At 32.7% G+C, this 20393-nt stretch carries 23 protein-coding genes; 17 read left to right on the top strand and 6 right to left on the bottom strand.

Annotated features, from left to right (window positions below):
- Positions 1-114: 114 nt before the first annotated feature.
- Complete coding sequence (locus BSF41_RS18975; RefSeq protein ID WP_095931069.1) at positions 115-1977, bottom strand: ABC-F family ATP-binding cassette domain-containing protein; 1863 nt, start codon at positions 1975-1977, stop codon at positions 115-117.
- Between the two features lie 90 nt (positions 1978-2067).
- On the bottom strand, positions 2068-3030 hold the full coding sequence (locus tag BSF41_RS18970; protein WP_095931068.1) for a hypothetical protein: 963 nt from the start codon (positions 3028-3030) through the stop codon (positions 2068-2070).
- A 150-nt stretch (positions 3031-3180) separates the two neighbouring features.
- On the opposite strand from BSF41_RS18970, the gene BSF41_RS18965 reads away from it, so the two are divergent.
- Positions 3181-4599 (top strand): undecaprenyl-phosphate glucose phosphotransferase, encoded by a 1419-nt coding sequence (locus BSF41_RS18965; RefSeq protein ID WP_095931067.1) that lies wholly within the window; start codon positions 3181-3183, stop codon positions 4597-4599.
- Positions 4600-4605: 6 nt separating this feature from the next.
- Here BSF41_RS18965 and BSF41_RS18960 read toward each other — a convergent pair whose 3' ends face one another.
- Complete coding sequence (locus BSF41_RS18960; RefSeq protein WP_095931066.1) at positions 4606-5343, bottom strand: tyrosine-protein phosphatase; 738 nt, start codon at positions 5341-5343, stop codon at positions 4606-4608.
- Between the two features lie 111 nt (positions 5344-5454).
- Between BSF41_RS18960 and BSF41_RS18955 the strand changes: the two genes are divergently transcribed.
- Positions 5455-6645, top strand: a complete 1191-nt coding sequence (locus BSF41_RS18955; RefSeq protein ID WP_095931065.1) for a DUF5009 domain-containing protein — start codon at positions 5455-5457, stop codon at positions 6643-6645.
- 222 nt (positions 6646-6867) lie between these two features.
- Here BSF41_RS18955 and BSF41_RS18950 read toward each other — a convergent pair whose 3' ends face one another.
- Positions 6868-7425 carry a hypothetical protein gene (locus tag BSF41_RS18950; protein ID WP_095931112.1) on the bottom strand — a complete coding sequence of 186 codons (558 nt, stop codon included), beginning with the start codon at positions 7423-7425 and terminating at the stop codon, positions 6868-6870.
- A 135-nt stretch (positions 7426-7560) separates the two neighbouring features.
- Between BSF41_RS18950 and BSF41_RS18945 the strand changes: the two genes are divergently transcribed.
- The 12 genes from BSF41_RS18945 to BSF41_RS23815 all read left to right on the top strand — a co-directional run bounded on the left by BSF41_RS18945 (position 7561) and on the right by BSF41_RS23815 (position 16900).
- Positions 7561-8742 carry a BamA/TamA family outer membrane protein gene (locus BSF41_RS18945; RefSeq protein ID WP_253251856.1) on the top strand — a complete coding sequence of 394 codons (1182 nt, stop codon included), beginning with the start codon at positions 7561-7563 and terminating at the stop codon, positions 8740-8742.
- Between the two features lie 31 nt (positions 8743-8773).
- The gene (locus tag BSF41_RS18940; RefSeq protein WP_095931064.1) at positions 8774-9937 is read left to right on the top strand and encodes a glycosyltransferase family 2 protein; all 1164 of its coding nucleotides are present in this window, start codon (positions 8774-8776) and stop codon (positions 9935-9937) included.
- A gap of 84 nt (positions 9938-10021) precedes the next feature.
- Positions 10022-11380 carry a dihydrolipoamide acetyltransferase family protein gene (locus BSF41_RS18935; protein ID WP_095931063.1) on the top strand — a complete coding sequence of 453 codons (1359 nt, stop codon included), beginning with the start codon at positions 10022-10024 and terminating at the stop codon, positions 11378-11380.
- Between the two features lie 218 nt (positions 11381-11598).
- Complete coding sequence (locus BSF41_RS18930; RefSeq protein ID WP_095931062.1) at positions 11599-12369, top strand: 3'-5' exonuclease; 771 nt, start codon at positions 11599-11601, stop codon at positions 12367-12369.
- An 87-nt stretch (positions 12370-12456) separates the two neighbouring features.
- Positions 12457-13068: a fumarylacetoacetate hydrolase family protein gene (locus tag BSF41_RS18925; RefSeq protein WP_095931061.1), complete on the top strand. Its 612-nt coding sequence runs from the start codon at positions 12457-12459 to the stop codon at positions 13066-13068.
- Positions 13068-13412, top strand: a complete 345-nt coding sequence (locus BSF41_RS18920; protein WP_008468078.1) for an Hpt domain-containing protein — start codon at positions 13068-13070, stop codon at positions 13410-13412. The genes BSF41_RS18925 and BSF41_RS18920 overlap by 1 nt, the downstream gene beginning before the upstream one ends.
- A gap of 175 nt (positions 13413-13587) precedes the next feature.
- On the top strand, positions 13588-14841 hold the full coding sequence (locus BSF41_RS18915; protein WP_095931060.1) for a CinA family nicotinamide mononucleotide deamidase-related protein: 1254 nt from the start codon (positions 13588-13590) through the stop codon (positions 14839-14841).
- 71 nt (positions 14842-14912) lie between these two features.
- A complete protein-coding gene (rpmB, locus tag BSF41_RS18910) occupies positions 14913-15149 on the top strand; it encodes a 50S ribosomal protein L28 (RefSeq protein ID WP_008468080.1) in 237 nt (78 codons plus the stop codon).
- A gap of 27 nt (positions 15150-15176) precedes the next feature.
- On the top strand, positions 15177-15359 hold the full coding sequence (gene rpmG, locus BSF41_RS18905; RefSeq protein ID WP_011963553.1) for a 50S ribosomal protein L33: 183 nt from the start codon (positions 15177-15179) through the stop codon (positions 15357-15359).
- A gap of 75 nt (positions 15360-15434) precedes the next feature.
- The gene (locus tag BSF41_RS18900; RefSeq protein WP_008468081.1) at positions 15435-15587 is read left to right on the top strand and encodes a DUF4295 domain-containing protein; all 153 of its coding nucleotides are present in this window, start codon (positions 15435-15437) and stop codon (positions 15585-15587) included.
- A gap of 188 nt (positions 15588-15775) precedes the next feature.
- Positions 15776-16729, top strand: a complete 954-nt coding sequence (ftsY, locus tag BSF41_RS18895; RefSeq protein ID WP_095931059.1) for a signal recognition particle-docking protein FtsY — start codon at positions 15776-15778, stop codon at positions 16727-16729.
- Positions 16730-16735: 6 nt separating this feature from the next.
- Positions 16736-16900 (top strand): hypothetical protein, encoded by a 165-nt coding sequence (locus BSF41_RS23815; protein ID WP_172426939.1) that lies wholly within the window; start codon positions 16736-16738, stop codon positions 16898-16900.
- 417 nt (positions 16901-17317) lie between these two features.
- Here BSF41_RS23815 and BSF41_RS18890 read toward each other — a convergent pair whose 3' ends face one another.
- Positions 17318-17827 (bottom strand): hypothetical protein, encoded by a 510-nt coding sequence (locus BSF41_RS18890; protein ID WP_095931058.1) that lies wholly within the window; start codon positions 17825-17827, stop codon positions 17318-17320.
- A 369-nt stretch (positions 17828-18196) separates the two neighbouring features.
- Between BSF41_RS18890 and BSF41_RS18885 the strand changes: the two genes are divergently transcribed.
- The 3 genes from BSF41_RS18885 to BSF41_RS18875 all read left to right on the top strand — a co-directional run bounded on the left by BSF41_RS18885 (position 18197) and on the right by BSF41_RS18875 (position 19775).
- Entirely contained in the window at positions 18197-18637 is a 441-nt protein-coding gene (locus tag BSF41_RS18885) for a lipocalin family protein (protein ID WP_095931057.1), read from the top strand.
- Positions 18618-18914 (top strand): DUF721 domain-containing protein, encoded by a 297-nt coding sequence (locus BSF41_RS18880; protein ID WP_095931056.1) that lies wholly within the window; start codon positions 18618-18620, stop codon positions 18912-18914. The genes BSF41_RS18885 and BSF41_RS18880 overlap by 20 nt, the downstream gene beginning before the upstream one ends.
- Before the next feature lie 141 nt (positions 18915-19055).
- Positions 19056-19775 (top strand): hypothetical protein, encoded by a 720-nt coding sequence (locus tag BSF41_RS18875; RefSeq protein WP_095931055.1) that lies wholly within the window; start codon positions 19056-19058, stop codon positions 19773-19775.
- Between the two features lie 71 nt (positions 19776-19846).
- Here the strand turns inward: BSF41_RS18875 and BSF41_RS18870 are convergent, their stop codons facing one another.
- Positions 19847-20266, bottom strand: a complete 420-nt coding sequence (locus tag BSF41_RS18870) for a nucleoside-diphosphate kinase (protein ID WP_012026941.1) — start codon at positions 20264-20266, stop codon at positions 19847-19849.
- Positions 20267-20393 lie beyond the last annotated feature (127 nt).

The following is a 20393-nucleotide window of genomic DNA, read 5'->3' as shown; positions in this document are numbered from 1 at the left end:
TAAAGAGCTTAAATATATTAAAATTGTTTTTTGTCTTAGTCTCGGTTTTCAGTGTAATAATTCTTTTAAAAAGTAAAACTTGAAACTTTAAACCTGAAACTTGAAACAAAAAATCTATCCTTCAAGTTTAGCAGAAAGTTCAAACCAGCGTTCTTCTTTTGCTTCGATTTTATTAATTATGTTTTGAAGTTCGTTTGCTTTTTTCTCGATATCGGCATCTGCAATTTTTCCGTCAGAGAATAATTGTTCGATTTTGGCTTTTTCAGCTTCTAAATCTTTAATTTCTCTTTCGATTTTCTGATATTCTTTTTGTTCGTTAAAACTTAGATTTCCGGTTGGATTATTTTGTTTCCATTCTTTCTTTTCTGCTTTGTTTTCTTCTTTTTGAGCAACATCAGCACTGTCTTCGTAAGCACGGAAATCAGAATAGTTTCCTGGGAAATTTTCTATTTCGCCTTGACCTCTAAAGACAAATAAATGATCGACAATTTTATCCATAAAATAACGGTCGTGCGAAACTACCAATAAACATCCTGGGTAATCTAAAAGGAAACTTTCTAGAACGTTTAGCGTTACAATATCCAAATCGTTTGTAGGCTCATCTAGAATCAAGAAGTTCGGATTCTGAATTAAAACCGTACACAAGTATAAACGCTTTAATTCTCCACCACTTAATTTCTCAACGTAATCATATTGTTTTTTGGCATCAAAAAGAAAACGCTCCAATAATTGCGAAGCCGAAATAATTTTTCCTTTTGTCAACGGAATATACTCTCCGTACTCTTTTATAATATCAATAACACGCTGACCTGGTTTTGGGTTAATTCCAGACTGTGTATAATATCCAATTTTTATAGTATCTCCTTTAACAACACGTCCGCTGTCTGGAGGAATTGTTCCTGTCAAAAGATTTAAGAAGGTCGATTTTCCAGTTCCGTTTTTACCAATAATTCCGATTCTTTCTCCACGTTGAAAATCAAAACTGAAATTGTCAAGAATAACGCGGTCTTTGAATTTTTTAGAAAGTTTATGAAGCTCAATGATTTTGCTTCCCATTCTTTCCATGTTAATTTCAAGCTCAACTTTATTTTCTTTTCGTCGGCTTTGCGCTTTTTCTTTAATAATGTAAAAGTCATCCTGACGTGATTTAGATTTGGTTGTTCTCGCTTTTGGCTGGCGGCGCATCCATTCTAATTCTTTTACAAACAAGTTTTTAGCCTTGTCAACACTAGCATTTTCAGAAGTGATTCTTTCTTCTTTTTTCTGTAGGTAGTAAGAATAATTTCCTTTGTATTGGTATAGTTTTCCGTTGTCTAGTTCTATAATTTCGTTACAAACGCGCTCCAAAAAGAAACGGTCGTGCGTTACCATAAACAAAGTGATGTTTTCTTTGGCAAAGTAACTTTCCAGCCATTCGATCATTTCTAGATCTAAGTGGTTGGTTGGCTCATCTAGAATCAATAAATCAGGACGATTGATTAGAATTATGGCTAGAGAAAGACGTTTTTTCTGTCCTCCAGAAAGATTTTTAACTTTAAGTTTGAAATCTTCCAGCTTTAATTTGAATAAAATCTGTTTGTATTGCGTTTCAAAATCCCATGCATTATGCTGATCCATAGCATCAAAAGCTTTTTGGTAAGCTTCTTCGTCAGCAGGATTTTCTAAAGCCTTTTCATAAGCTTCAATAACTTTAAGCGTTTCGTTATCTGAGGCAAAAATACTTTCTTCGATCGTAAGTTCATCTTGAAGATTATTGTCTTGCGATAGAAATGCCATTCTGATTCCTTTTCTTAAAACAACTTGCCCAGTATCTGGTTCTTCCAAACCATTAATAATGCTCATTATGGTTGTTTTTCCAGAACCATTTTTTGCAATGAAAGCGATTTTTTGATCTTTATTAATTCCAAAAGAAATGTTGTCAAAAAGGACTCTTTCTCCAAATGACTTTGATATATTTTCGACTGATAAGTAATTCACTTTGTAATTATAAGTTATAAATTATGAGTTATGAATGTTTTCTAAAACATAACTTTCTGCAAAAGTAAACTATTATCTTGCATTTGCGAATTATTTATGGAGATACAACCTTAGAACGGAACTTAAATCGAAATAATGAATTTGCTGAGGAACATTTATAACTGGTTTTCGAACAAGAGATTCATTCGTTAAAAAATAATGTAAACCATCTTTCGTCGCAATTCCTTCAATTTGATGAAAAGGAAGTTTTAAATCGATTCGCCTTTTATTTCCAGATAAAAAATCTTGATCTTTAAAATCGTAGAGCAGATATAAAAAAGGTTTTCCTACTTTGGTATAGCCGCACAAAGTAATTAGTTTTTTGTTTTCTAAATAAGTGGCACCAGTAACCAGACCTTTGGTATCAATTGTTGCTTTGAGTTTTGCAATTTGTGTTCCTTCTTGCTTTGGCAAAGCGTAAATATTGGTTTTAGACGATTTCCATTGCTTGGTAAATAGGTAGATGCTGTCTTTGGAAACAATAAATGCTTCACAATCAAAATCGGTTTTGTTTGGTTTTGATAGAGAAAAATTAGTTTGGTCAGAATAAGAAAATAGGATGGTTTCAATTTTCGGATTTTCTTCTAAAAAAGATCTTTTTTCAATTTTAAGAATTTTCAAATCGGTTCTATTTCCAGAATAATTATTGCCAAAATCGCCGATATAAAGATGTGTGCTATCTTGCGAGATTTCTTCCCAATCGTGATTGATAGTTTCGGGAAGAATAATTTTCTTTTTGATTTTTCCTAAAGTATCCAATCCATAAATTGCGGTGTCATGATCATCGTTATGTGTCCAGAGTAAATTTTGAAAAGCAATTAAGCCAGAGGTTTCTCGTATAGAATCGCTAAGATGATAAGAATATACAGGTTTGATTTTTAGACTTTTGTAATTGCAGCTACCATTATTTTGTAGAGATGATGAACTGTAGTTTTCTGCTTGCGGATCGGTACAGCCAGGAATTTGGGAATAAACGGAAGTAATTGTTAAAAAGAAAAAAATAATTTTAAGCATGATTGCACTATTAGGTCAGCATAACATAAAAGTAAAGTTTTAAATAATTAGAATGAAATAAGTATCAAAAAATATAATTTAAATGTTATTTTGCAGCACTTTTATTATAAAAGTCTTTTTTATTCCTTTTGGATAAGATTTCGCCCCGACATGAAAATTTTACAAGAATTATCACACTTTAGAATTTCACGGTATTATAAACTTTTGTTTGTAGTAGTTGATGTCATTTTATTAAATTCTGCCACGCTGCTTTCTGCGTTGGCAAGGTTTGGGGATTTGGATAAATTATTGTCTAAAGAAGAAAGAACAATTTCGCTTTTAGCAATTTTAATATGGGTGGCGTTATTGCTTCAAAAAGATTCTAATCGAAGCGTGAGAGTAGAGCCGATAGAATCGATATTATGGAGAACAATCAAAAAGATTTCAATCCATGCTGCCTTGGTTTCTATATTTGTGGTTTATCTAAAATACACCGACATTTCTAGGCTTCGCTTAGTTTATTTCTACATGATCTTTTTCGGATTGCTTATGTTTTCTCGATATTTCTCGATGAAACTTTTAAAATATGTTCGAGCAAAAGGATACAATTTTAAAACTTTTATAATTGTTGGAGCAAACGAATCTGGAGAAAAAATTCGAAAAGTATTAGCTAGAGATTTAACTTACGGATATCGATTTTTAGGCTTTTTTGATGAAAAAAAGGAGGGTAATATTGTTGATCCTACTCTTATTATCGGAAAGTTTGAAGGTATCGAAACATTTTTGGACGAGAATGAAGTAGATGAAATGTATGTCGCACTGCATATTGATAATATCGAAATAATTAATGAACTCACAAGAATCTGCGAGCAGAAAATGGTTCGAATTAAGTTTATTCCAGATTTTCAACTGTACACAAAAGCAAGTAAAGTTGAGGTGGCTTTTTACGAAAATACTCCTGTATTAATGTTTCGTACAGAACCCTTAGAATTTGCTTCAAACAGACTTTTGAAAAAGATTTTTGATGTCTGTTTTTCAAGTTTGGTAATCCTGCTAATTTTTCCTTGGTTGTTTCCGATTATCACACTTATTATAAAAATCGAATCTCCAGGCCCTGTGTTTTTTAAACAAAAAAGATCGGGTAGAGATAATCGATCATTTGTATGTTTGAAATTTAGAAGCATGTATGTAAACGGACTTGCTCATAATAAACAAGCAGAAAAAGGCGATAGCCGTATAACAAAATTTGGAGCTTTTATTCGTAAAACAAGTATCGATGAGCTGCCTCAGTTTTTCAATGTTTTTTGGGGAGACATGTCAGTCGTAGGACCAAGACCGCATATGGTTAATCTTGCCAAAGAATACAGTGATCTTATTAATAATTATCTGGTTCGACAATATGCTAAGCCAGGAATTACTGGATGGGCTCAAGTCAATGGTTATAGAGGAGAGACAAAAGTGTTAAGCGATATGGAAAACAGAGTGGAATATGATATTTGGTATATCGAAAACTGGAGTTTCCTGCTTGATATTAAGATTATTATAAAAACGATAATTAATATTTTTAAAGGCGAAGAAAACGCTTATTAAGCTTTTTTAAAATTTAAAAAACTGATTATTCGCAATTACTTCTTTTAAAGATTGAATGTTTTTAATCTTTAACTTGCTGTCAAAAGCTTCGATATGTTTTTTATGATGAACATCTGTTCCGCAAAAAGAGTACATTCCTTTCGCTAAAAGTTCGTCGGTAACTTTTGCAATTTTAGAACCGTAATACTCAACAGTAGAAAGCAGATTTAGCTGAAAAAGACACCCTGCATTTTTTAACTTCTCGTATTCAGAAAATTTATTGTGATAAAAGAGATAACGTTCTGGATGAGCCAAAACAGGGATATAACCAGCCAATTGTATCTCAAAGATAGTTTTGTAAATATTTAAAGGAGCATTTTGATACGATATTTCGACTAAGATATAATTGTCTTTCAAAGTCAGAAGTTTTTCTTCTTTAAAGTGATTCTCAAACCAGCTATCGATGAGGTATTCTGCTGCAGCTCGAACAGGAATTTCAATTTTATTTTCTTCTAACGCTTTTTCTGTTTCCAGAAGTTTAGACGCTATGATTTCTGGAGAATTATTCCAAACATAATGACTAATATGCGGCGACGTAATAATTTGAGAAACCCCAATCTCTTGTAAAGACGAAACCAGGTCAACTGATTTTTTTATGTTTTTTGCTCCGTCATCAATTCCTGGTAAAATATGAGAATGAATGTCAACAAAACTTCCGTCAAGCAGTTCTTTTAATATGGGTTTTGGTTTTAGGAATGATAACATGTAACAAAAAAGTATAAATCAGTTTTATAGCGTGCAAAATTAATCTAGAATTTGTAACAAGACATTTTAGATTTATGTTATATTTGATTTTTAGTAAAAAAGTAAAAAATTGTGAAAATAAAAGAGAATCTGTTTAATCAGCGTATTATTTCTATTGATGCTTTACGTGGAATTACCATTTTTGTAATGATTTTTGTAAATGAGCTTGCGAGCATTCAAAATGTGCCGCAATGGTTAAAACATATGCCCGCAGATGCCGATGCAATGACTTTTGTTGATTTAGTTTTCCCTGCTTTTTTATTCATTGTTGGAATGTCTATTCCGTTTGCTTTTAATGCCAGATTGATAAAAGGTGACAGCCCGAAAACAATTTGGACACATACTCTTAAAAGAGCCATTGCTCTTATTGTAATTGGCGTTTTTATGGTCAATGCCGAATATGGCTACGACGCTTCTAAAATGATAATCGCACCTGCGTTTTGGGGGCTTTTAGCCTATGCGATGCCAATTCCGATTTGGAATAAATATCCAAAAGATTTTCCTTTATGGTTAAAAAGCATACTTCAATACGGAGGGATTTTAGTTCTAGTAACACTGTATTTTTTATATGTTCAAGAAACTGGAGATCGAGGAATGACTCCAAAATGGTGGGGAATACTCGGATTAATCGGTTGGGCGTATCTTTTTACAGTAGTTTATTATTGGTTAGTTTCTGGAAATTTATGGGCAATGATTGCATTTTTAGTTTTTTCTGTTGCAATGAATTCGCTTAATCTAACGGAAAATTCTTTTGTACAAAATACTTCTTGGTTGAGTTTTATAGCTGGACATTTAACGCATGCTTCTTTAGCTTCAGCAGGAATAATAGTTTCGTTATTGTTTTTTGATCGAAAAATCAGTTCCAAAATCAACTGGTCTGTAATTGGTTTTGTTGCGCTATTTACAATCACGGCTATTTTGCTTCGTCCTTACTTTGGAATTTCAAAAATTAAAGGAACACCATCGTGGACAATGTTTTCGGCAGCAATATGTACCGTTTTGTTCTATTTGTTGTATTGGCTGATGGAAGTTAAAAAACAAACCAAATGGAGTGAATTTTTTATGCCTGCAGCGGCAAATCCGTTATTGATTTATATTTTGCCAGGCGTGATTTATTATTTCTGTAAAGCGTTTAATCTTCATATTATTCCCGGATATTTTAGAGAAGGAGTTCTTGGAATTATTTGGTCTTTAGTATTTTCTATCATTATGCTTTATGTTATGAAAATCTTGAATCGATATAAAATTCAGCTGCATCTTTAAGGTTTCAAGTTTCAGGTTTCAAGTTTCAAGTTTCATGTTGTTGAACTTAACCGCAAAGAGCGCAACGATATACACAACGTTCGCAAAGTTTTTTAAAGCTTTGCGAACTTTGCGTTTGTAGTGAGTGGAACATAGAACAAAAACTTGCGTATTTTGCAGAAAAAAAAGACAATGTTTCAAGTTCCGGATAAAACTTGAAACCTGAAACCTGAAACAAAAAAACTAAAAACTCACCGATTTTATCTTCAGAACAGAACCTGAAGTAGGATTGTAATTGACAAAATTAAGCTTGCATAAATTATGAATGTTTAAAAGTTTTCCGTCAGGGAGTTCATCTTGTCTGAAATCTGACCATAGAATTTTTATTGTAGAAAAGCGTTTAGGAGAAGCAGGTATAGAAACTCTTGGATGTGAACCTCCGTGCGCACAACCGGTGCCTTCTTGATTGCCCTCTCTCGCTTGCAGTTTTATAATTTGTGTAGATTGATAAGTAATTTTGAGGTATTTAGAATCGTCTGAAAGATTTGCGGGAATTCCGTCATTGGTTTCAGAGGGAGTAATCGTGACATTCAATTCTATTTCACCCTTAGGGTTGTCATTTGTTGTAACGCTAACCATTCCATTTTGTAGGCGGAATTTATTCAGCATGTCTTCATTTTCTACAGAAGGCCCAGCAATGAACCATTTGTTTGTTTTTACAAGATTTATTTCATTTTTCTGATAGGTTGCTGAAAAGCCAAAGAGCATAATCAACGGAAGAAAAAGACAATAGCGAAACATAGCAAAGATTTTCAAAATCAAATAATTTAGCATTTCAAATATAACTTTTTATGTAATTCAGATTAGCATAAAAAAATGATTGATATTCTTAATAAAATTCTAAATTTGTAAGAGGGTGTTTTTAAAATATTGTGTGTGAATGGTTTAAAAAATAAATACATTGTAGTTTTATTTTTAATTGGATCGTTTTGTCAAGCTCAAAATGATAGCACAAATGTGGGTACACGAGATATTTTGGATGTTATTCATCGAGTTTTTGATAAGCAGGACACCATTCGTCCAGAAAGAAATAAAAAACTAGCTTTTTCCTTATTGCCGGTTCCAGTTGGTGTTAATTCCAGCACAGGTTTGGTGGTTTCTTTTCTGACAACATTTTATTTAGGAGATCCCAAAACAACCAGAATGTCTCAGGTTACTTTTTCGCCTTATTTTAGTTTTACTAAGCAATTTGTATTTCCAATTCAGTCTTACATCTATTCAAAAGATAATAAATGGAGTCTTATTGGAGATTATCGCTACATGATTTATCCCCAAGATACTTATGGATTGGGCGAAGACAATTCAGATAAAGAAATGTCAACGCTCGATTACCAGCAATGGCGTTTTTATCAGTTTATTACCAGGCAGGTTATTGGAAATTATCGTTTGGGAGTTGGCTTTCTTTTAGATAATTATAAAAATATTTCGGAAGAATCCTATATAGACGGAGAAACCGATTATTACAAATATATGAATGGCGATTACTCTAACGAGACTTCGTTTGGTTTTGCCTTGCAGGGACTTTACGATTCGAGGGAAAACATTATTAATCCCGAAAAAGGTTTGTATATAGAAGCCGATTTTAGAATGAACACTAGCGGTGTAGAAGGAAACAAATGGCAATCTTTGTATTTTGATGCTCGAAAATATCATTCTTTCAGTAAAACCAAACATCGAGTTTGGGCTTCAAGAGCTTTTTACTGGTCAACGTTTGGCGGAAAACCGCATTACTTAGATTTGCCAAGTATTGGTTGGGATCGTGAAGGCAAAACAGGACGTGGATTTACCAAAAATAGATACCGAAGCAATGCTCTTATTTATTTTGAAACCGAATACAGGACCGACATAAGTCGAAACGGATTTTTTGGTGCTGTTTTTTTTACTAATATTTCTTCGGTTTCTAAGTTAGATACCTATCAATTTAAAAAATGGAATCCTGCTATTGGAACCGGAATTCGTATTAAATGGAATAAACGTAATGGCAGTAATTTGGCATTAGATTACGGAATTAGTAAAAACGATTGGTCACTGCGTTTGGGGTTATCAGAAAATTTCTAACTTCGGACAAAATCTACAGATTCAATTTTTCATGCTGTTATCGGTTGTCATTTTAAATTATAATGTGCGTTACTTTCTAGAACAATGCGTTTTAAGTGTTCAGGAGGCAATTGCGGCAATCGATGCAGAAATTATTGTGATTGACAATAACTCATCAGACGAAAGTGTTTTGATGATGAAAGAAAAATTTCCAGACGTAAAACTGATCGAAAACAAAGAAAATTTTGGATTCCCGAAAGGCAATAATATTGGTGTTCGTCAAGCGAAAGGAAAGTATATTTGTATTTTAAACCCAGATACCGTCGTTGCGGAAGATACTTTTACGAAGATTTTGGCTTTCGCCGAAAGGCAAAAAAATCTCGGAATTGTTGGCTGTAAATTAATTGATGGAACAGGGGAGTTTCTTCCAGAAAGCAAACGCGGAATTCCTTCGCCTTGGGTTGCTTTCACCAAAATTTTCGGATTGTATAAAGTTTTTCCCAAATCCAAACTCTTCAATCAATATTACGCACAGCATTTAGATGAAGACGAAACGGGGGAAGTAGATATTCTCGTTGGCGCTTTTATGCTTTTGAAAAAAGAGCTTTATGAAGATTTAAAAGGTTTTGATGAAGATTGTTTTATGTATGCTGATGATATCGATTTATCGTATAGGGCATTGCAAAAACAAAAGGCAAATTTTTACTTTCACGAAACTACAGTTTTGCACTATAAAGGAGAAAGCACCATAAAAGACGAAAAATATATGAAGCGTTTTCAGGAAGCTATGAATTTCTTTTATCAGAAGCATTTTAAGAAATCACTGTTTTTTAGTTTCTTCATCCAAATCGGAACTTGGTTTTTCTCTTTTGTAAAAATGTTTCAAGGCAAAACAAGAATAAAACCAAATCCAGAATTGCATGTTTTTTATTCTTTAAATGAAGATTTGTCTCACAAAATAGCCCTAATTTTAAAAAATAAAGTCCAGTTTTTAAAAATCCCGAAAGAAAAAATGGTAAATTCGTGCCTGATTTTTAAGGGAAAAAACGTCGAAATAATTTTGGATAATCAGTACATTTCATTCAAAAAATGTATCGAAATCATAGAAACTATTAAAGATAAGAGTATTACTTTTAAAGTTTTGCCTAAAAATACCCATTTTATTATTGGAAGTAATTCTAGAAATGACAGAGGGCAAATTGTAAAAATCGAGTAAAAAATTATATTAAATGAAATTTATGTTTAAAATATTCATTAATTTCGCAATCTGAAAATCAAAAACATCTTTTAGATTAACAATATGGCAAGATTTGAATTAAAGCTTCCTAAAATGGGAGAAAGTGTCGCTGAAGCAACTATTACAAATTGGTTGAAAGAAGTTGGAGACAAAATTGAGGCTGATGAAGCTGTACTCGAAATTGCAACAGATAAAGTTGACAGCGAAGTGCCTAGCGAAGTATCAGGAATTTTAGTTGAGCAATTGTTTGGTAAAGATGATTTAGTGCAGGTAGGGCAAACTATTGCTATTATTGAAACTGAAGGCGGAGAAACAGCAACTCCAGAAGCTGCAAATACGGTTCAAGAAACTGCCGCTCCTGCAGAAGCTGCAGAAATCGAAAAAACAATCGAATCGGTTAAAGAAACGGTAACTTCTCAAGATTTCTCAGGATCAGATAAATTCTTTTCTCCATTAGTAAAAAATATTGCAAAAGAAGAAGGTCTTTCTTTAAACGAACTCGAAAACATTCCAGGTTCTGGAAAAGATGGACGTGTGACTAAAGAAGATATTCTAAAATATGTAGAAGCTCGTAAATCGGGATCTATTCAAGCTCCGCAAACAATTGAAGTTGCTCCAAAAGTTGTTGCAGAAACTCCAAAAGCTGAAGCTCCAAAAGCAGTTGAGCCAGTTGTTCAAAAAAGCCAGCAGGCAGTGCCGGTTTCTGTAAATGGTGGTGACGAAATTGTTGAGATGGACAGAATGCGTAAACTGATTTCGGGTTACATGGTAGCATCGGTTCAGACTTCGGCTCACGTGCAATCTTTCATTGAAGTAGATGTAACGAATATTGTAAAATGGAGAGATAAAGTAAAAGCAGCTTTTGAAAAAAGAGAAGGCGAGAAACTGACTTTTACTCCAATTATGATGGAAGCAGTTGCAAAAGCTTTAAAAGATTTTCCAGGAATGAACATTTCTGTTGACGGAGATTATATCATTAAAAAGAAAAATATCAATTTAGGAATGGCAGCAGCATTGCCAAACGGAAATTTAATTGTTCCTGTAATTAAAAATGCAGATCAGTTGAATCTTGTTGGAATGGCTAAAGCGGTTAACGATTTAGGAAACCGTGCAAAAGCTGGAAAACTAAAACCAGACGATACGCAAGGTGGAACTTACACAGTAACAAACGTTGGTACTTTTGGAAGTGTTTTCGGAACGCCAATTATCAATCAGCCTCAAGTTGGAATTCTAGCGCTTGGTGCTATTCGCAAAGTGCCTGCGGTAATTGAAACTCCAGAAGGTGACTTTATCGGAATTCGTCAGAAAATGTTCTTATCGCACTCTTACGATCATAGAGTTGTAGATGGTGCATTAGGAGGAAGTTTTGTGAAAAGAGTAGCAGAATATTTAGAAGCTTTTGATGTAGATAGAGATTTCTAAAAATAAAGTACAAATAAATTCAAATCCGACAGGTTTAAAACTTGGCGGATTTTTTGTTTTGTAAGAAAAGAATTAAGCAGTACTACGCAGACTTACTAAAAGCTTGTTTTTGAAAAGTTAAAATTGATTAATTGAAAGCATTTTTCGACAAAAAAAATCAGAATAAAGAGAGATATTCCGCTTTAAAAATTACATTTGTAAACTTATAAAAATTAGAAATGGAATTAAAACTTAACAAGCCAATTTGCTTTTTTGATCTCGAAACAACGGGAATTGATATCGGTAAAGATAGAATCGTAGAAATTTCAATATTCAAAGTTTTTCCAAACGGAAACAAAGAAAGTAAAACCTGGTTGGTTAATCCAACAATTCCAATTCCTCCACAAACAACTGCAGTTCATGGTATAACAGACGAGAAAGTAGCCAATGAACCCACTTTTGCAGAACTGGCTCCGCATATTCATAATATGATAAAAGACAGTGATCTTGGCGGATTTAATTCAGATCGTTTCGATATTCCGCTTTTAGCAGAAGAATTACTTCGCGCAGGAGTTGATTTTGATATGAAAAACAAAGTTTCTGTAGATGTGCAGACTATTTTTCATAAAATGGAAGAGCGTACTTTAAGTGCTGCTTTGAAATTTTATTGTGGAAAAAGTTTAGACAATGCGCATTCGGCAGAAGCAGATACAATGGCAACATACGAAATCTTGAAAGCGCAATTAGATCGTTATCCAGAATTAGAGAACGACATGAAATCTTTGTCTGAATTTACGACACGTAAAAAAATCGCCGATTTTGCAGGAATGATTGCTTTTGATAAAGATGACGAAGAAATTTTTACTTTTGGAAAACATAAAGGTGCTAAAGTGGAGAAGGTTCTAGAAACAGAACCAGGGTATTTCAGCTGGATTCAAAATGCTGATTTTCCGTTGTACACCAAAAAAGTTTTGACAGCAATTAAATTAAGAAAATTAAATACTAAATAAGTTTCTAAGATGCTAAGATTCTGAGATTCTAAGTTTTTTAGATTCTTAGTATCTTAGCATCTCAGTATCTCAGTAACTTAAAAAAGAATGAAAATTATCTGTGTCGGCAGGAATTATGCCAATCATATAGAAGAGTTGAAAAACGAACGCCCAAGCGAGCCAGTTGTTTTTATGAAGCCAGATTCGGCGGTTTTGTTGAAGCAGCATCCTTTTGTTATTCCGGAGTTTTCTGAAGATGTTCATCATGAAGTTGAAATAATCGTAAAGATTAATAAGGTAGGGAAATATATTGAGCCAAAATTTGCTCATAAATATTATGATGAAATAAGTGTTGGAATCGATTTTACTGCTCGAGACCTGCAAAGTAAATTGAAAGAAAAAGGACTTCCGTGGGAAAAAGCCAAGGCATTTGACGGTTCTGCAGTTATTGGAGATTTTTTGCCAAAAACTGATTTTGTTTCTATGGAAAATCTTAATTTTGAATTAAGAAGCAATTCAGAAACAGTTCAAAAAGGAAACTCAAATATGATGCTTTGGAAAATTGATGAATTGATTTCTCACGTGTCTCAGTTTTTTACCTTAAAAATTGGAGATATTATTTTTACAGGAACGCCTGCAGGTGTTGCGGCTGTAAAACCAAATGATGTTTTAGAAGGCTTTTTAGAAGATAAAAAATTATTCAGAATACAAGTAAAATAATGGCTTTAAAGTACAACCTTTCGAAAGTTTATGCGCTTTCAGATAATGACCCTGAATTTGTAAATCAAATTTTAACCTTATTTGTTACAGAAGTTCCAGAAGATTTAAAACAAATTAAAGAAGGAATAAAAAAGAAGGATCATAAATACGCCTATTCCTATGCTCATAAAATAAAGCCTACACTTGATTTGATGGGGTTAAATGTGGCTTTTGAAGAAATTTTGCAGGTAGAAGCTTGGACAAAAGCTGAAGGCAAGAAAAAAGATATTATCGAAACTTTTAAAAGTATTAAAGTGCAAGTAAAAGAAGCGATTAAAGAAATTAAAAAAGATTTTGATCTTTAATATAAAATTTGACTTATTCCTGTTTTTAAAGGAATAAGTCAAAACATTTTTTAAATTTTGTAAACGGGCTTATAGTTTGTAAAAGCCGTTAATACCTTCCTCCTAGACAAAATTTAATTTTCTACTTATAAATTATTAGCTTATTTATTTAAGCGACACAAATATTTCACTGATTATGAAAGCAGCAATTATTACTATTGGAGATGAAATCTTAATTGGTCAAATCGTAGATACAAATTCGGCTTTTATCGCCAAATCACTCGATAGAATTGGAGTTGAGGTGGCAGAAATGCTATCAATAAGCGATGACAAAAAACATATTTTAGGTACTTTTGCGCAACTACAAAACAAAGTAGATGTTGTGATTGTGACAGGTGGATTAGGGCCAACCAAAGATGATGTAACAAAGAAAACTTTCTGTGAATACTTTGATGATGAGTTAATTGTAGATCAAAAAGTTTTGGCGCATGTGACGGAATTAATTGAAGGGTTTTATAAAAGACCCATTTCTCAATTGAACAAAGATCAAGCTCTTGTTCCGTCAACCTGTACTGTTTTGCATAATAAAGTTGGAACTGCGCCAGGAATGTGGATGAAGAAAGAAAATACCGTATTTATTTCGCTTCCGGGAGTTCCGTACGAAATGAAATATCTGGTAGAAGAAGAAATAATTCCTAAAATTGTCCGCGAATACAAACGTCCTTATATCATTCATAAAACCATTTTGACGTATGGGCAAGGAGAAAGTTTAGTGGCAGAACGTATTGAGCAATGGGAAAACAACCTTCCTGAATTTATAAAATTGGCTTATTTGCCCAATCCAGGGCGAGTTCGTTTGCGTTTAACTGCTCGCGGGACTAATAAAGAGGAATTAGAAGAAGCGATAGAAAGTAATGTGCAGTCCTTGGATGCCATCATTCATGATATAATTGTAGGTTACGAAGAGAATGAAACAATTGAAACAGTAATTGGTAAGTTGCTTTTGAAACAAAATAAAACCATCTCAACAGCAGAAAGTTGCACAGGTGGAAGAATTGCATCATTATTGTCGGCTGTTCCAGGTTCGTCAAGCTATTTTAAAGGAAGTATTGTTTCTTATGCGACAGAAGTTAAAATAAATGTTTTGGGAATACCGAAAAATTTAATTGATCAATTTTCGGTGGTTAGTGCTGAGGTTGCATCGGCTATGGCTTTGAGTGCTAAAGATTTGCTAAAAACAGACTATGCGCTAGCAACGACGGGCAATGCAGGCCCATCAAAAGGCGATTCTGATGCTGAAATAGGTACTGTTTTTATTGCTTTGGCAACACCAGACGGGGTAATTGTCGAGGAATTTAACTTCGGACAACCTCGTGAAAAAGTGATAGATAGGGCGTCTGTCAAGAGTTTGGAAATATTACAGAAAGAAATTTTAAAATTTGTGCAATAATTTTTTGCTACAATGGTTTATTTTTCTTTTCTTTGCACCCTGATTTTGAATAACGATAAAAGATAAGTATAATGTCAAGAGTTTGTGACCTTACAGGTAAAAGAGCGATGGTAGGAAATAACGTTTCTCACGCTATGAACAAAACTAAGAGAAAGTTTTCTGTAAACTTAGTTAAAAAGCGTTTTTATCTTCCAGAAGAAGATAGATGGATTACTCTTAGAGTAGCAGCATCTACGATAAAAACAATTAATAAAAATGGAATCACTGCTGTTTTGAAAAAAGCACAGTCAGAAGGATTTATCAAATAATCTTTTCCTAAATAAATATATAGCAAGATGGCAAAGAAAGGTAATAGAATCCAAGTAATTTTAGAATGTACTGAACACAAAGCTTCTGGTGTTGCAGGAACTTCTAGATATATTACAACTAAGAACAAAAAAAATACTCCAGACAGATTAGAGATTAAAAAATTTAATCCAGTTTTAAAAAGAGTAACTGTTCACAAAGAAATTAAGTAATAATTAGAGATTTTGATTAAATCTCAAATGGTTTTTCATTTGAAGATTTAATGAATTTCAAATAACATTTGAATCATGGCAAAGAAAACCGTAGCATCGTTACAAACATCTTCTAAGAGATTATCAAAAGCCATCAAAATGGTAAAATCTCCTAAAACTGGTGCGTATACATTCGTAGAATCTATTATGGCTCCTGAAGAAGTTGATGAGTTCTTGAAAAAGAAATAATTACAATTACATTATATAGAAAAGCTACTTTCTTTCGGAAGTAGCTTTTTTATTACCTATATTTGTCTAAAAATTTAAAGAATCGTAACAATTGGCCTTTTTTGGTAAAACAATTGCGCTTTCTTTAAAGATTTGGATTTCTTGCATGAAAATCAAGAAATCTAGTAAATCTAAATAATCTACAAAAAATGAGTTTTTTTAAAAAATTATTCTCTACCGAAAAAAAAGAGACTTTAGACAAAGGTCTTGAAAAAACGAAAACTACTTTTTTCTCGAAGTTAAGTAAAGCCGTTGCAGGGAAATCTAAAGTTGATGATGATGTTTTAGATAATCTGGAGGAAGTTCTTGTGGCTTCTGATGTTGGGGTAGATACTACTTTGAAAATTATTACAAGAATTGAAAAGCGTGTTGCTGAAGATAAATATCTAGGAACAGAAGAATTGAATCAAATTCTTCGTGATGAAATTGGTGCTTTATTATCTGAAACGAATACAGGTGAGGCAACAGAATTTGAAATTCCGAAAGATAAAAAGCCTTACGTTTTAATGGTTGTTGGAGTAAATGGAGTTGGAAAGACTACAACAATTGGTAAATTGGCTTATCAATTTAAAAAAGCGGGGCATAATGTTGTTTTAGGTGCTGCAGATACATTTCGTGCTGCTGCGATTGATCAATTGCAAGTTTGGGCAGATCGTGTAAATGTGCCTATTGTAAGACAGCAAATGGGAAGCGATCCTGCTTCTGTAGCTTTTGATACTTTACAATCTGCAGTTGCTCAAAATGCTGATGTTGTAATTATTGACACAGCTGGACGTCTTCATAATAAAATCAACTTAATGAATGAGTTGACAAAAGTAAAACGTGTAATGCAGAAAGTGGTTGCTGATGCGCCTCATGATGTACTTTTGGTTTTGGATGGCTCTACAGGTCAAAATGCTTTTGAACAAGCTAAACAATTTACGGCAGCTACAGAGGTTACTTCATTAGCTGTTACAAAATTGGATGGAACAGCAAAAGGCGGTGTGGTAATTGGAATTTCAGATCAATTTCAAATTCCTGTAAAATATATTGGTGTTGGTGAAGGAATTGAAGATTTGCAAGTCTTCAATAAATATGAATTTGTAGATAGCTTTTTTAAATAATTAATAATGAAAAATATATCAGCTTTAACTTTTTATTTTGCTAGTGTACTCTCTTTTGTTCTGGCAAATGTTTTAAAGGATAAAAATCTTTCGGTCTATTATGCTTTGCTAGTGGCGGGAATAATTTTATTCTTTTTAGGGGTTCTTAAGAGAATAAAAACAAATCGGTAGCTTTTTTGTCTTAACATATAGCGTTCTAAAAATATTGAGCTTATAAATAAAGGTTTTTAATGAAACTTTATTTATAAGCTTTTTTTGTTCCATTTTTTTGTTGTGTTTGAATAAAGGCAGTTTTACAAAATTGAAGGCTAGTTCCGTTCCTGTCAATTTTGGTTTTTAATTTGGGATTAAAAATGATTCTCTCAAGTTTGTATTCTAGTTTGATTGTTGAAATAGTTTTTTTTAAGAATTCGGTGTTTGTTAAAATTATAAACGGAAATATATTGTTTCTTCATGAGTTGGAACAAGATCTGATTCGGCTTTATTTTTATTGCATGCAATTATAGATTAAAATGTAAATATTGTACAAAATAGTTTAATCGATTAGTTAAGATTAATGTTGATTCTTTGTCTTTGTAAGGAATTGTCTTAGTTATTAAGCTTCCATTTTGTGCCGTCAGTATAAACAATATAGGTAGCTTTTATTTTTGTAACTTTATCGGCATCTGTGGAGAAATCTTCCCAATATTCTGTTTGGGTTTGGCCTGGTTTTAAAAGAATAGCGGATTTTTCCTGGTAATTTCCTTCTCCATAAAAGTACTTGCCACTTGCAGGTTCGTCGAAAGAATTGACGCAAGACCATTCAAATTTGATAGCTTTAATTGTTTTCTTGCCTGTATTTTTAAAAACTATTTCAATGTCTTTATGATCAGAATAAGAGCTTTCTCGTATTGTTGCTTTTATGATTTTTATATCAATTTTTTCTTTTTTGTTCTCTTTTGTTGAATCTTTTTTGTAAAAATGTGAACTGTCTTTCAGGATGTTGTTGTTGTCTGTCAGATGTTGTTTTTTGTTTTTTGTATAATTATGGCTTGTGTGCTTTTGCTTAGTGCAGTTAAAAAATAAAATAGTAATTATTAATAATGATATGGTCTTCACTGCTTTTAGTTTTGAGTTATTGATTATTATTTTGCTATTGTCTTTTTGATAGATTTTTTTGATGTGTAAATGAGATAAAGTTCTGTATAATGTTAGATATTGTTTGTCTTTAAAAGTCTTTTATGTATTAGAATAGGGCAGTTTTATCTTTTAAAATAATTAATAGGCAAAGTATTTCTTTTGAGGATTATAAGGTTATCTTTGTAGTCTGAGAATATCTTCTTTTGAAACCGCAAGCCTAGCCATGATGGGAGCGGCATCCTTTTGTGCCGGGGTTCGGCGCAAAAGATACAGCGGACAGCAGGAAATAGCTCCTAATTCTTCGACTTCATTCAGATTAAAAAAGAATAAATTTTAATATTTTTATTTATGAAAAACACTTTTATAGTTTTGTTTTGTTCACTTTTATTTGTGAGCTGTAAACAGGAAATAAAGCCTGCAGACCTCGCTAAATTAAATGGTTATTGGGAAATTGAAAAAGTGGTTTTTGAGAAAGGCGAGGAGAAGGAATATAAAATGAACGAGACTTTTGATTTTTTTCAAATTAAAAATAATAAAGGAGTTCGAACGAAAGTGATGCCACAATTTGATGGTACATTTTTGACAACAGACACTTTTGAGAATGTTTCGGTTCGTATTACTGGAGAACAAGTTTTCTTAGATTATAAAACGGATTATGCAAAATGGAGCGAGGAAATTATTTCGCTCTCTGATGACAAATTGGTGGTTAAAAATCCACAAAAAATTGAATATCATTATAAAAAAGCTGGACCAGTAAAACTTTTGAACGATGGCGAAAAGACTAAATAACGAAAGCACGATTAGTGCTGTATTACAGCAGATTATTCAAGTGAATAAATTGCAACCAGGTATGGATCAAATTGATGTTCGTGACGCTTGGAAAAATCTTATGGGGAGTGGGGTCAATACTTATACTCGAAATGTTGTACTGAAAGGCAGTACACTTTATGTAGAATTAGGCTCGTCTGTTCTGCGCGAAGAATTAACTCATGGAAAATATAAAATTGTTAAAATGATTAATGAAGAATTGGGACGCGAGGTAGTAAAAGATGTTGTTTTACGCTGATTTCATTTGATTTTTTTTAATAAGATTAACTTTAAAAATAAGTAACACTTCTATTGTGAAGTGTTTTTTTTTGCGATACATTTGAGCGTTATTTTTTGTAAGTAGCATCTTTTAGTAACCCAAAAACAATTAAAAAAAACAATGAAAAAAATTTTACTTATTTTAACCGTATTATTTGCTTTAACTAGCTCTGCACAAAAGAAAAAAGTTGCTGTTGTCTCTTTTTATACAGATAAAACAATAGATCTTTCTGAGCTTGGTTTAAATGGTTTGGCTGCAGTGACAGATTTAGGAAGTAATCCGAATTTTAACTTATTGCCAATTTTGGAGAAATATCATAATGCATTTTTTAATGATTATTCGAAAAAATTTCCTTTTGATTTAATTCCTGAAACGGAAGTAACTCAAAAACAAGAATATATTGATTACGTTCCTCATTTTGATAAAGAAGGAGATGCTGGAAAATATATTATCAACTATCCGGGATACAAATATATTTATGAAGGAATAAATGGTTCTGCAAACGAAGTGGCTACAGCAACTATGTTTAAAGATAATGCTGATGGTGTTTTGTTTACTGAAATTCATTTTGCTGTAGTAAAAGGATTCGCTGTTGGTGGAACAGGCACTATTAAAATGAAAGCTTATGCAAGAATTGCTTTGTATGACAAAAATGGAAAAAAATTATTTGCTTTCAATGAAGGAGCAACATCTAAGAAAACCGGAACAATTGTAGGAGGTATTCCTGTTTTATCTTTTGATAAAGTATTGCCAATGTGTGAGAGTGCATTAGATGAGCTTTTGAAAGATTTAGATGGAAGAATCGAGAAAATGGTAAAAAAGACTGCTAATACTCTATAATCTGTTCGTAATAAAAATAAAAAACCCGCTTCAATTTGAAGCGGGTTTTTTTGTTTGATTTGTAATTCTTATTAGAATTGCTCTCTTCCTGCAAAGTGGAATGCGCTTTCGATAGCAGCGTTTTCGTCGCTGTCAGATCCGTGAACTGCATTTTCTCCTATTGAAGTAGCGTATGCTTTACGAATAGTTCCTTCAGCAGCTTCAGCTGGATTTGTAGCTCCAATTAAAGTTCTGAAATCTTCTACTGCGTTATCTTTCTCTAAAATAGCAGCAACAATTGGTCCACGAGACATGAATTCAACTAATTCTCCGTAGAAAGGTCTTTCTGCGTGAACTGCGTAAAATGCTTTTGCATCTGCTACAGTTAATTGAGTTAATTTTAATGAAACGATTTTGAAACCACCATTAGTAATCATTGCTAAGATATTCCCGATGTGTCCGTTTGCAACAGCATCTGGTTTAATCATTGTAAAAGTTCTATTTGTTGCCATTTTATATTTTATTAAATTTTGTGCAAAAGTATACTTTTTTTATGAATTGATTTTAATAAATTCATAATTTAAACACATTAGAATGATGTTTTGGTCAAGAAAAACATTTTCTTAAAGCATATAAACA

This window comes from Flavobacterium sp. ACN2 (genome assembly GCF_002303885.1).
Taxonomy (GTDB): Bacteria; Bacteroidota; Bacteroidia; order Flavobacteriales; family Flavobacteriaceae; genus Flavobacterium.
The sequence above is the reverse complement of the archived record's forward strand: the minus strand, read 5'-3'. Positions and strand labels throughout refer to the sequence as shown.

Excerpts from the sequence above, each read along its gene's own strand:
- BSF41_RS18970 (WP_095931068.1), bottom strand. The coding sequence starts at position 3,030 with ATGCTTAAAATTATTTTTTTCTTTTTAACAATTACTTCCGTTTATTCC.
- BSF41_RS18965 (WP_095931067.1), top strand. The coding sequence starts at position 3,181 with ATGAAAATTTTACAAGAATTATCACACTTTAGAATTTCACGGTATTAT.
- BSF41_RS18960 (WP_095931066.1), bottom strand. The coding sequence starts at position 5,343 with ATGTTATCATTCCTAAAACCAAAACCCATATTAAAAGAACTGCTTGAC.
- BSF41_RS18950 (WP_095931112.1), bottom strand. The coding sequence starts at position 7,425 with ATGTTTCGCTATTGTCTTTTTCTTCCGTTGATTATGCTCTTTGGCTTT.
- BSF41_RS18940 (WP_095931064.1), top strand. The coding sequence starts at position 8,774 with ATGCTGTTATCGGTTGTCATTTTAAATTATAATGTGCGTTACTTTCTA.
- BSF41_RS18935 (WP_095931063.1), top strand. The coding sequence starts at position 10,022 with ATGGCAAGATTTGAATTAAAGCTTCCTAAAATGGGAGAAAGTGTCGCT.
- BSF41_RS18930 (WP_095931062.1), top strand. The coding sequence starts at position 11,599 with ATGGAATTAAAACTTAACAAGCCAATTTGCTTTTTTGATCTCGAAACA.
- BSF41_RS18925 (WP_095931061.1), top strand. The coding sequence starts at position 12,457 with ATGAAAATTATCTGTGTCGGCAGGAATTATGCCAATCATATAGAAGAG.
- BSF41_RS18920 (WP_008468078.1), top strand. The coding sequence starts at position 13,068 with ATGGCTTTAAAGTACAACCTTTCGAAAGTTTATGCGCTTTCAGATAAT.
- BSF41_RS18915 (WP_095931060.1), top strand. The coding sequence starts at position 13,588 with ATGAAAGCAGCAATTATTACTATTGGAGATGAAATCTTAATTGGTCAA.
- rpmB (WP_008468080.1), top strand. The coding sequence starts at position 14,913 with ATGTCAAGAGTTTGTGACCTTACAGGTAAAAGAGCGATGGTAGGAAAT.
- rpmG (WP_011963553.1), top strand. The coding sequence starts at position 15,177 with ATGGCAAAGAAAGGTAATAGAATCCAAGTAATTTTAGAATGTACTGAA.
- BSF41_RS18900 (WP_008468081.1), top strand. The coding sequence starts at position 15,435 with ATGGCAAAGAAAACCGTAGCATCGTTACAAACATCTTCTAAGAGATTA.
- ftsY (WP_095931059.1), top strand. The coding sequence starts at position 15,776 with ATGAGTTTTTTTAAAAAATTATTCTCTACCGAAAAAAAAGAGACTTTA.
- BSF41_RS23815 (WP_172426939.1), top strand. The coding sequence starts at position 16,736 with ATGAAAAATATATCAGCTTTAACTTTTTATTTTGCTAGTGTACTCTCT.
- BSF41_RS18885 (WP_095931057.1), top strand. The coding sequence starts at position 18,197 with ATGAAAAACACTTTTATAGTTTTGTTTTGTTCACTTTTATTTGTGAGC.
- BSF41_RS18880 (WP_095931056.1), top strand. The coding sequence starts at position 18,618 with ATGGCGAAAAGACTAAATAACGAAAGCACGATTAGTGCTGTATTACAG.
- BSF41_RS18875 (WP_095931055.1), top strand. The coding sequence starts at position 19,056 with ATGAAAAAAATTTTACTTATTTTAACCGTATTATTTGCTTTAACTAGC.
- BSF41_RS18870 (WP_012026941.1), bottom strand. The coding sequence starts at position 20,266 with ATGGCAACAAATAGAACTTTTACAATGATTAAACCAGATGCTGTTGCA.